This is a genomic window from Stutzerimonas degradans, assembly GCF_024448505.1.
In the GTDB taxonomy this organism is placed as follows: domain Bacteria; phylum Pseudomonadota; class Gammaproteobacteria; order Pseudomonadales; family Pseudomonadaceae; genus Stutzerimonas; species Stutzerimonas degradans.
In genome coordinates this window covers 247,183-256,500 of the sequence record NZ_JAMOHV010000005.1, presented here as the reverse complement: position 1 = coordinate 256,500, position 9,318 = coordinate 247,183, and the positions used below count along the sequence as shown (strand labels likewise).

Annotated in this window: 9 protein-coding genes and 1 pseudogene; 7 read left to right on the top strand and 3 right to left on the bottom strand. The window is 59.7% G+C overall.

Features of this window, described 5'->3' with window-relative positions:
* From trbF to NAV27_RS19225, 4 genes and pseudogenes are all read left to right on the top strand, one after another.
* On the top strand, nt 1–621 hold a 621-nt coding region (trbF, locus tag NAV27_RS09805; protein WP_256055298.1), incomplete at its 5' end, for a conjugal transfer protein TrbF.
* 11 nt (nt 622–632) lie between these two features.
* On the top strand, nt 633–1,616 hold the full coding sequence (trbG, locus tag NAV27_RS09800; protein WP_102829196.1) for a P-type conjugative transfer protein TrbG: 984 nt from the start codon (nt 633–635) through the stop codon (nt 1,614–1,616).
* 98 nt (nt 1,617–1,714) lie between these two features.
* Nucleotides 1,715–2,188: a hypothetical protein gene (locus tag NAV27_RS19230; RefSeq protein ID WP_369805851.1), complete on the top strand. Its 474-nt coding sequence runs from the start codon at nt 1,715–1,717 to the stop codon at nt 2,186–2,188.
* Nucleotides 2,189–2,205: 17 nt separating this feature from the next.
* Nucleotides 2,206–2,817: pseudogene (locus tag NAV27_RS19225) on the top strand (TraB/TrbI/VirB10 family type IV secretion system protein); the annotation flags it as partial.
* 103 nt (nt 2,818–2,920) lie between these two features.
* Here NAV27_RS19225 and NAV27_RS09790 read toward each other — a convergent pair.
* From NAV27_RS09790 to NAV27_RS09780, 3 genes are all read right to left on the bottom strand, one after another.
* Nucleotides 2,921–3,280 carry a helix-turn-helix domain-containing protein gene (locus NAV27_RS09790; protein ID WP_232249123.1) on the bottom strand — a complete coding sequence of 120 codons (360 nt, stop codon included), beginning with the start codon at nt 3,278–3,280 and terminating at the stop codon, nt 2,921–2,923.
* On the bottom strand, nt 3,277–4,593 hold the full coding sequence (locus NAV27_RS09785; protein WP_102829200.1) for a type II toxin-antitoxin system HipA family toxin: 1,317 nt from the start codon (nt 4,591–4,593) through the stop codon (nt 3,277–3,279). Before NAV27_RS09785 ends, NAV27_RS09790 begins: the two co-directional genes overlap by 4 nt.
* A 185-nt stretch (nt 4,594–4,778) precedes the next feature.
* Nucleotides 4,779–5,519: a hypothetical protein gene (locus tag NAV27_RS09780; protein ID WP_232249124.1), complete on the bottom strand. Its 741-nt coding sequence runs from the start codon at nt 5,517–5,519 to the stop codon at nt 4,779–4,781.
* Between the two features lie 17 nt (nt 5,520–5,536).
* On the opposite strand from NAV27_RS09780, the gene NAV27_RS09775 reads away from it, so the two are divergent.
* The 3 genes from NAV27_RS09775 (at nt 5,537) to NAV27_RS09760 (ending at nt 9,318) form a co-directional block, all read left to right on the top strand.
* On the top strand, nt 5,537–5,692 hold the full coding sequence (locus NAV27_RS09775) for a hypothetical protein (RefSeq protein ID WP_232249126.1): 156 nt from the start codon (nt 5,537–5,539) through the stop codon (nt 5,690–5,692).
* Nucleotides 5,693–6,452: 760 nt separating this feature from the next.
* A complete protein-coding gene (locus NAV27_RS09765) occupies nt 6,453–7,652 on the top strand; it encodes a tyrosine-type recombinase/integrase (RefSeq protein ID WP_102829201.1) in 1,200 nt (399 codons plus the stop codon).
* Between the two features lie 307 nt (nt 7,653–7,959).
* On the top strand, nt 7,960–9,318 hold the full coding sequence (locus NAV27_RS09760; RefSeq protein WP_010794541.1) for a tyrosine-type recombinase/integrase: 1,359 nt from the start codon (nt 7,960–7,962) through the stop codon (nt 9,316–9,318).

The following is a 9,318-nucleotide window of genomic DNA, read 5'->3' as shown; positions in this document are numbered from 1 at the left end:
CAGGTCTGGGACGAGCGTCTCGGGTCCAGCCGCGTCCAGGCCAGGAACTGGCGCCTGATGGCGTTCGGTTGCCTGGGTTTGGCGCTGCTGATGGCCGCGGGCCTGGTCTGGCGTTCCGCACAGTCGCTAGTCATTCCCTACGTGGTGGAAGTCGACAATGCCGGCCAGGTTCGTGCGGTGGGTGAAGCAGCGACCGACTACCAGCCAGGCGATGCGCTGATCGCCCACCACCTGGCCCGGTTCATCACACTGGTCCGCGCGCTGCCCATCGACCCAATCGTCGTGCGAAGCAACTGGCTTGGCGCCTACCAACTGACCACGAACCGCGGCGCTACCACGCTCAACGAGTTCGCTCGCGAGAGTGATCCGTTCTCACGTATCGGCAGGGAGTCGATCACCGTCGAGATCACGAGTGTTGTCCGCGCCAGCGAGAACTCCTTCCAGGTGCGCTGGACGGAGCGCCGCTACGTCGATGGCGCTTCGGCAGGTTCCGAGCGCTGGACCGCCGTGCTAACGGTCGTCCTGAAGCCGCCACGCAGCGAAGAGAAGCTCCGCCAGAATCCCTTGGGCATCTATGTCGACAACCTGTCCTGGAGTCGCGAACTCGACACCACTCAATGAGGCGAGCCACGATGATGCAGTACCTGCGCTACGTTTGTTCTTTTCTAGTCGTCGTAACAACCGGCTGCGCAAGCCGAAACGCACTACCACCGGCAATTCCGCTGGAGGAGCCGGTTGCAGCGCAACAGATGGCGGAGCCTCCAAAGCCGGTGGAGGTAGTGGCGATACCCCAGTCGCTGGCGCTTCCATCACAGCTCAAGCCACTGCCGAAGCCGGTCCGTCAGTCGGAACCTGCTGCGCCTGAAGCAAGCGTCTCGCGCGCCAACGACGAAGCCAGGATTGCACCGACCCGTGAGGGTTACCTCAATGCGATTCAGGTATGGCCTTTCTCCGACGGTGCCCTGTACCAGGTCTTTGCCAGTCCCGGCCGAGTGACCGCGATCAACCTCGAACCCGGTGAAGAACTCATCGCCGTCGCTGCCGGCGACACGGCACGCTGGATCGTTGGCGACACCTCGAGCGGAATGGGCGAGAGTTTACAGATCAGCATCCTCGTCAAACCAACCCGCGTCGATATCATGACGAACATGGTGATCACCACCAACCGGCGCACCTATCTGGTCGAGCTGACCTCCACCGAGCAGGCCTGGATGGCATCGGTATCCTGGGACTACCCAAAGGATCGACTCCTGGCCCTCAAAAGGCAGGCTGCCGAGGCCCTTGAAGCGGCACCGGTGGATACCGGCCTCGCCCTCGAACAGCTGCAGTTTCGCTATGTGATTCGCGGCGACAACCCGCCCTGGAAGCCAGTTCGCGCATTCGACGATGGCCGCAAGGTCTACATCCAGTTTCCTCCGGGGATTGCGCAGGGCGAGCTCCCGCCACTCTTCGTCATTGGCGCCACGGGCGATGGCGAGCTGGTCAACTACCGCGTCCGGTCCCCGTACTACGTCGTCGACCGGCTCTTTGCCGCGGCCGAGCTCCGCCTGGGCGGCGAAAAGAATGTGGTCGTTCGGATCGAACGCAGCTACGTCCCCTCCGGTGGTCGTCGATGACGAGCGCGACAGACGCCTCCGGGGACGACCGCCGAGTGCGGCCACAGACGAAGGTGGCGGCCGAGACGCTGGCATTGCGCGCCCGACCAGGTCGTGTCATGCGGCTTAACGCACGGACGATACTGGTCATTGCCGGGAGCCTGGCGACGGCGACGCTCATTGCCCTGCTCCTGGGACTGAATCCATCGGACCAAACACGCGAAAATGCGGCGGGAGAACTGTTCAACGTCGATCACAACGTGCGACCGGAGCGACTCGAGTCACTTGCAAAGGACTATTCGCAATTGGCGTCGCCCCTGCCGGCGCCGGATAGCCGTACCGAGAGAGCCGATACCGCGACAACCGAGCCCTTACCCTATGCCTCACCGCACCCAGGCGAAGTCGAGCCGAAAACGCCCGAACTGGCGGACGCGGAAGAGGACGAGCAAGCGCGCCTCTTGCCTCTCTTCTTCCAGGCCAGCCACACGCGGCCAGCCGGCGAACCCGTGATTGATCCGGATCACCCTGACCGCTCTGTTCAAAGCCGTGGTGGCAATCAGGCGCTTCTCAGTAAACCTCAAACGCTCAAATGAGCACATCCGTATTGGTGCAGAAGCCGGCGTCTGCCTATCAGGTCATGGCGGGGACCGTGATCGCGGCGGCGCTGGTGACCGGCATCAAGTCCGACTTGCCAGGCGACGTGATCGCCACGGTAACCGAGCCGGTCTACGACACCGCGACCGGAGCACATGTGCTCATTCCCCAGGGTGCTCGTCTACTTGGCCGCTACGACAGCCAGATCAGCCATGGGCAGAGCCGAGTCGACGTGGTCTGGCACCGGCTTATCTTCCCCGACACCTCGTCGCTGAAACTCGACAACCCTATCGCAAGTGACCCCCAAGGCTATGCAGGCCTCGAGGACGGTGTTGATTGGCACTGGGATCGGGTCGTTGCCGGCGCGGCTCTGACCAGCCTATTGGGCATTGGCGCAGAGCTGGCGGCCCCGTCCAGCCGCGATGAGGGGGGTCGAATCGTGATAGCGGGTCGTGACAGCCTGCAAGACTCGGTCAACCAGGTAGGCCAGGAGATCACACGGCGAAACGTGGACATACGGCCCACGCTCACCCAGCGGCCCGGTCTTCCCCTGCGGATCATCGTCAACCGCGATATCGCGCTGCGCCCGTATCGGCTGCTTTCCGCACCGATACATGGCCGGCCATGAAAATCGAGCGAGACGACGAAGATTCAATCTTCAGACCTGCCCGGGGCTAGTCCGTCTATCTTCGCTTTCCACCCTTATTGGGCGGAGCCGCCATCGCCCCTGTTCACCGTTCGACGTGTTTGCGGCGCGGGTTGGCTCCGCGGACCGGGCGGGCCACATCGGACGACGGCTCACGCAGAGAAACTGACGAGGCGGGTATGCCCGCAACGAGCCCAAGGCGAAGCCCGAATTTCCTCAGGATCGCCTCGATGGTGCCGAGGGTTGGATTTCCTTTATCGGTCTCTATCTGGTACAGGGCCTTGGTGGACAGGTTGCACATCGCGGCGAAGGTCGCCTGGTCGAAACCGGTCACCTCGAGGCGCAGCCGGCGTATCGAGGTCCCCAGCGTTTCCCTTCCCGACGCATGGCCCTGCATGATGCCCTCGATGATCTGCTTTCGTTGCTCGCTATTGGGCGTGCTCATCTCAACCCCCATTCCGCCAGGCGTGTGTCCAGGTTGTTCAGGGGGATGGTCCGGGCCTGCCGCACCTCTGCGGGTAAATCGACCAACAGATCGGGCAATGCTCTGAATCTCTGCGCAGCCGCGCGAAGGCGCTCGAACAGCGCAGCCGGATCGGTGATGGCGTGGAAATAATCGCAAACCGCTCGCCAGTCCGGGCTACCCATGTGTTCCGGCCTCCACTTGGTCACCCGCGTGACGCCCTCCGGGTCCAGCACCATTGGCGCGAGGTCATAGATGGGCGCCAGCTCAAATCCGCCGTGATATCGGAAAATCGCCATGTTGCGTCCGTGGTTGTCGGAGTTGCCGAGGATCCGATTCAACAGATCGCGCTGCAAATACTCGAAGACCAGCTCCTCGAGCTCGTCAACCTGGTTGTTGGAGGTCCACAGCCCGATCAACCGTCCCAGCACGTCCTCATGGTTCATCCTTGACCCGGGAACGGTATTTGCGCAGACCGAGTAGATCGACTCGACCGGGATCCTTTCGACCGCCCCTTGATCGACTCGACGATCGAAGCGTGGCATCCACAGACTTGGCTTCTCGGCTTCCTCAAGCACGAGGCCATCGGTCGAGACCGTGTTCAAGCCAAGGGTCGAGACCGCCCGGTAGTAATGGAATTCGGAGCGGAGGATGTTCTTGTCCCGCTCGGTCACCTGGTTGCGGGCGAACTTGACCAGCCAATGACGCCTGGCCAGATCGTCGGACAGCATCGCGTCTGCATACAGCGCCCCATCTACGCCTTCGACCATCAGCAGCTTTGGCGCCTCGCCCTGTGCACCGGTGGCGCCGCCCAGCGCAGCCCCCGATTCGTAGGCGTACTCGAGAAAATCATTGGTCCTGTCCACGACTTCGCGGCGAGGAAAGGCTTCCCGGCGCGTCTGGTCCACGTGCTCGAAAGACTCCTTCACGCGCAGATGGCCGATCGACGACGGGGTACAGCGGCTTAGCAGAAAGAAATCGAGATCGACGCCCTCGGGCTTCTCGCCGCCGAAGCGCTTCTCCAAGGATCTCCGAGCGGCACCGGCTGGCATCAGGTCGTAGACGAAGGCCGGATAGCCCTTTGTCTCGACCAGATTCCAATTGACCGGCAGGTTTACACTGATTGCCGGTTCGAGAAGCGAGTCCAGGTCACCAATGAAGTCGACCAGGTATGGCTGCAGGTATGAGGTCGTGCATCTCGCCTCTCCCACATGACGAATGTCCGTGATCGAGAGCACCAACGCATCTCGCCAGCGGCCCGCGACGTGGGTCTGGATCGTGAGTTCTCCAATCATAGTCTGCCTGATATATAACCGGTACTGTAGTTCCGAATTTAGAGCAAAAGACCCGATTAGTCAGTATTAAAATACCTACAAAAGGAAAAAATAGAGGATATTAGGCATTATAGTACTGGTTGCTACTCCGACGAAGCAGTCGATACCAGTCGCGAAATGATCGCGCGGGACGATGGGTGGGGAGCCTACCGCTCTTCCGGCGTTTTCCAGCCAAGCAGCGCCGCCAGAGCATCCGGCTCGCCGATCAATGAGCGAGCGCGGTCCAACCGCTCGAGAAGCACATCACGCGCATCATCGTTTCGCTGTCGCGCTTGCGCCATTGCCGCTGCAAAGAACGAATGAATACGCTGCGCTTCGCCCCAGCTCGTAATGATCTGCAAAAGCTCGTCCCGGGCGTCCTGCCTGGCCTGCTCGCGCCGTTGGCGCTCCCGCTTTTCCAAATGATGCTGCCATTGCGCTTCCTGCTCGCGGCGCCGGATCTGCTCGGCAAGTTCGCCCTGCTCCACCCGTTGCGCCACCAGGGGCGCCGCTGCGCGAACGATGGCGTCGAGGCGTTTTCGCAGGTCGCCGGGCTTGCGCTCGCGCCAGGTCTCGGACCAACTGGCCAGCGGATAGGGAGAATAGGCCTGCAAACAAAACCGTCCCGTCGCGAAGGCTTGCTGGGTCGTCCAGGGCCATTGCGGCCAGCCGTACCGTGGGCGGTGGCGCTCAGCTTGATCCATTGGAAGGTATTTACCGTCGACGCGTCTCGCCTCTTTCGTTTCCGTCAGCTCGAACAGCGTCAGGCCAATGGCAACGGTCCCAATGAAAACGACCGTTGGCTTCGACGGCACCCACAGCGAGGGATAGCGGTGTTCGGGGGTCTTACCCGGGTTCTCGCGCACATCCACCCCGACCCGGCAATAGATGCGGTCACCGGGTGACAAGCTGACTGGTACCCCCTTTGCTCGAACCGTCGAAACAGTTCATCGAGCAGCGCAATTCCCTCGTCAAGCATCGGGCGAGTCACGACGAGATCGGCGAGACGGCGCTTGGTGGGCTTGAGAAAACCCTGGTCGATCTCTTGCCCTTGCCCGAACACCTCCTTCGCACCGGCTAGCACCGGATGGGGACCGGGGCCATCGCGAACCACGGCCTTGAGCCGACGCGACCGTGCGGGTGGCTTCGGCAGTGAACGAGCACCGCCCATATCGACCCGCTCGCCACGGCGCCACGACTCACGGATTCCAGGCCCCAGCGCAGGCAACGGCGGCTGGGGACTGGGTTTGCCGTGACTGAGCTTCGCCCAGTGACCGCGCGGCGGTCGCGGTACCCCCATGCATTGGCAAACCCGTGCCATGAAGCTGGACGACACCCTGTAACGCTCGGCGACCCTGAGCATGGGTTCGCTCCAGACCAACTCGTACAGCGCCTCTCTAGTAATCCGCTCGTCGTTCCTCACCTCGACCTCCAGCCAATCAGCCCCCACCTCCTACCAGCCCCGCTCCAACCTGCCCGAGCCGGTTGAGCACATACAGCGTAACGCCCAGCATCTAGCCGATGGTGCCAACGGCACCCAGTCGTTTCGAGCAACCGGTGCCAAAGGTCATGGCAAGTACCAGCAGCCCCCAGCTAACGCCCCTTTTCCCACGAATACTGAGAGCCAATGCTGCCCCTGCATACCTGGGCATGTGTCGCAGCGAGTTCAACAGGACCGTACGTCCCTTCATTCGCGAATTTCCCATCGGGGTCCAGGGCGTTGGCTTCGATCGCCTCGAGCTCGACGCCTGGGCAGACGCCTATATCGCCAAAGCCAGCATTGAAAAGAGCGGTGCGCAGGGGGAAGATCGGCCCTGCAGTAGGCGCCGTGGAGGACAACCATGGCGAAAAGAACAATCAGCGGTCTCTACCAACGCAACGGCGTCTGGTACATCGACAAGATCTACCGAGGTCAGCGCATTCGAGAAAGCACTGGCTCAGGTGACCGGAAGGAGGCGGAGCAATATCTGATACATCGCCTGGAGCAGCTGAGGCAACAGCACATCTATGGCGTTAGAAGGGTAAGAACCTGGCGTGAAGCGGCTACGCGCTATCTGGTGGAGTTCAAGGACCAGCCATCAATAGGGCTGACGGCGTTGTATCTCGAGCAGCTCGATCCCTACATTGGTGATCGACCGGTGGACCACATCGACGACGAGGCACTCGCACCCTACGTGAAGGACAGGCTCGCCGGTCGCCTGCGCGGATCCCCCGGAAAAGGCAGAAGCGTGGCGCCTCGAACCATAAACATCGCATTGGAGCGAGTCATACGGGTGCTGAACCTCTGCGCGCGCAAGTGGCGTGATGAAGCGAGACGCCCCTGGCTCGATACCGTCCCGATGATCACGCGGTTGGACCTCAGGCGCTCGACGCGCCAGCCCCATCCGCTATCGTGGGAGGAGCAGAGCCTGCTGTTCGCAGAGCTGCCCGATCACCTGAGGAGGATGGCGCTCTACAAGGTCAACAGCGGCTCCCGGGAGCAGGAAGTGGTCAAGCTACGCTGGGATTGGGAGATCCCGGTACCGGAGCTCGGAACCAGCGTTTTCCTAATCCCGGCCGATTTTGGCGGGCGACACGATAACGCTGGCGTGAAGAACGGCGACGAGCGCCTGATCGTGCTGAATCGGGTCGCCAAATCGGTCATCGAGGGCCAACGCGGACTGGATCCGGTATGGGTGTTTCCCTACGGTCAGCCCGACAAGGATGGCAACGCCACCCCGATGCACCGCATGAACGACTCGGCGTGGCGCAAGGCAAGGAAACGGGCGGCCGCGATGTACGAGCAGCGCTTCAAGCGAACGGCTCCGGCGGGTTTTGCATCGATCCGCGTGCATGACCTGAAGCACACGTTCGGGCGCAGGCTTCGCGCCGCAGGCGTGACGGAGGAAGACAGGAAGGTCCTGTTGGGCCACAAGAACGGCAGCATCACCAGCCACTACTCGGCGGCCGAACTGGGCAAGCTGATCGATGAGGCCAACAAGATATCGGCGACGGATTCGAGGGGACCGGCACTGACGATACTGAGGAGGAAGGCGGGTTGAAAAAAGTCCCCCCAAAAGTCCCCACACTGCCACGCGCGGACCGGACAAAAAAAAATCCAGTCACCGCTAAGTAACTGGATTTTTTAGGGTTTTTTTGGTCGGGACGGAGTGATTCGAACACTCTACCCCTTGCACCCCATAAAGGTAATTCATGATCCATTACCTTACAAAGAAATCCAAAGCAAGAGATGTAACCCAGTAAAAACAGGCCATCCAGGGATTTCTCTGTCCAATCGCATGCAATAGGATACCAAGCAAGCCTACGAGAAACGGTGACCAAACGGTGACCGGGATTGGCGAGGATGCGATGGCTACGATTACCGACAAACAAATGAATGCAAAGCCAGATAAGCCGACTTGGCTAATCGAAGATGCGCCGCGTGGTTGCGGTCGCTTCATGGCAAGGCTACGACCGAATGGGGAACGCCATTTTTACTTTCGCTACACGAGCTCAAGCAGTGAGCGCATTTTCCTTCCGCTTGGGGTGTATGACCCAGCCGGGGTAGATGGATTAACCCTAAAGGAAGCCCGGACGAAGGCAGGCGAGCTTTCGCGTCTCTATCAGGGTGGAATTCGCGATCTGCGGGAGTACATTCAGGCCGAAGAAGATGATCGAAAAGCGGCTCGTGAAGCAGAGCAAGCCCGAGTTGCAGCCGAGAAAGCCGCTGCAGAAGAAGCACGGGCTCGACAAGCCGCCAGAAAGACCGTCCAAGACCTATTTGATCACTGGGCCAAGGTTGATTTGATCAACCGTAAAGACGGCGGAGATGAAGTACGCCGCATGTTCAATAAGGACGTCTTGCCACTCCTAGGCAGCATACCTATCGATGAGGTAAAGAAAGGCCATATCACCGAAGTGACGGACGCTTTGCTTGCCCGTGGCGTAAATCGGATGGCCAAGATGATCTTCAGCCTTATGCGGCAAATGTTCCGATTCGCCGTTGATAGGGACTTAATCGATCACGACCCTACCGCTAGCATCCGCAAAGCGAAGATTGGTGGCAAGGACGTTGAACGAGACAGGGTGCTGAACGACGAAGAACTTCGTGCTTTAGCGAGGCAAGCACCAGCAGCCGGTCTGCTCCCCTCGACAGAGGCAGCAATCTGGATTGCGCTCTCTACCTGCTGCCGTATTGGCGAACTAATAAATGCTCGTTGGGATAATGTCGATCTGGATACCGGTATTTGGCTTATCCCCCCAGAAGACAGCAAAAATGGAAAGGCTCACAGTATCAGCCTCTCCAAATTTGCGATTCAACAATTCGAAAAAATCAAAATTTTATCTAACAAAAGTCAATGGTGTTACCCCAATACAAAAAATACCGGCCCTGTCTGTTCGAAGACCGTGACCAAACAATTGGGGGACAGGCAGCGCCAAACAAACCAAAAAGTAATGAGCAACCGCAGCGCCAACGCTCAAGCTTTAATTCTAAAAGGAGGAAAATGGACTCCACACGATCTAAGGCGGACAGGTGCAACTTTGATGACTGCGCTGGGTGTTATTCCTGAGGTAGCAGAGCGATGCCTAAATCATACCGAAGAAAATAAGGTGAAACGAACATACCAACGTCACAGCTATACAAAAGAAATGGCTAATGCTTGGAACATCCTTGGCGACCACTTATCAAATCTCCTTCAAAAAGATGATTCACATTTTAATGGCTAG

What these genes read in the sequence shown, in the direction of transcription:
- trbG (WP_102829196.1), top strand. Translation starts at nt 633, where the DNA reads ATGATGCAGTACCTGCGCTACGTTTGTTCTTTTCTAGTCGTCGTAACA.
- NAV27_RS19230 (WP_369805851.1), top strand. Translation starts at nt 1,715, where the DNA reads ATGCGGCTTAACGCACGGACGATACTGGTCATTGCCGGGAGCCTGGCG.
- NAV27_RS09790 (WP_232249123.1), bottom strand. Translation starts at nt 3,280, where the DNA reads ATGAGCACGCCCAATAGCGAGCAACGAAAGCAGATCATCGAGGGCATC.
- NAV27_RS09785 (WP_102829200.1), bottom strand. Translation starts at nt 4,593, where the DNA reads ATGATTGGAGAACTCACGATCCAGACCCACGTCGCGGGCCGCTGGCGA.
- NAV27_RS09765 (WP_102829201.1), top strand. Translation starts at nt 6,453, where the DNA reads ATGGCGAAAAGAACAATCAGCGGTCTCTACCAACGCAACGGCGTCTGG.
- NAV27_RS09760 (WP_010794541.1), top strand. Translation starts at nt 7,960, where the DNA reads ATGGCTACGATTACCGACAAACAAATGAATGCAAAGCCAGATAAGCCG.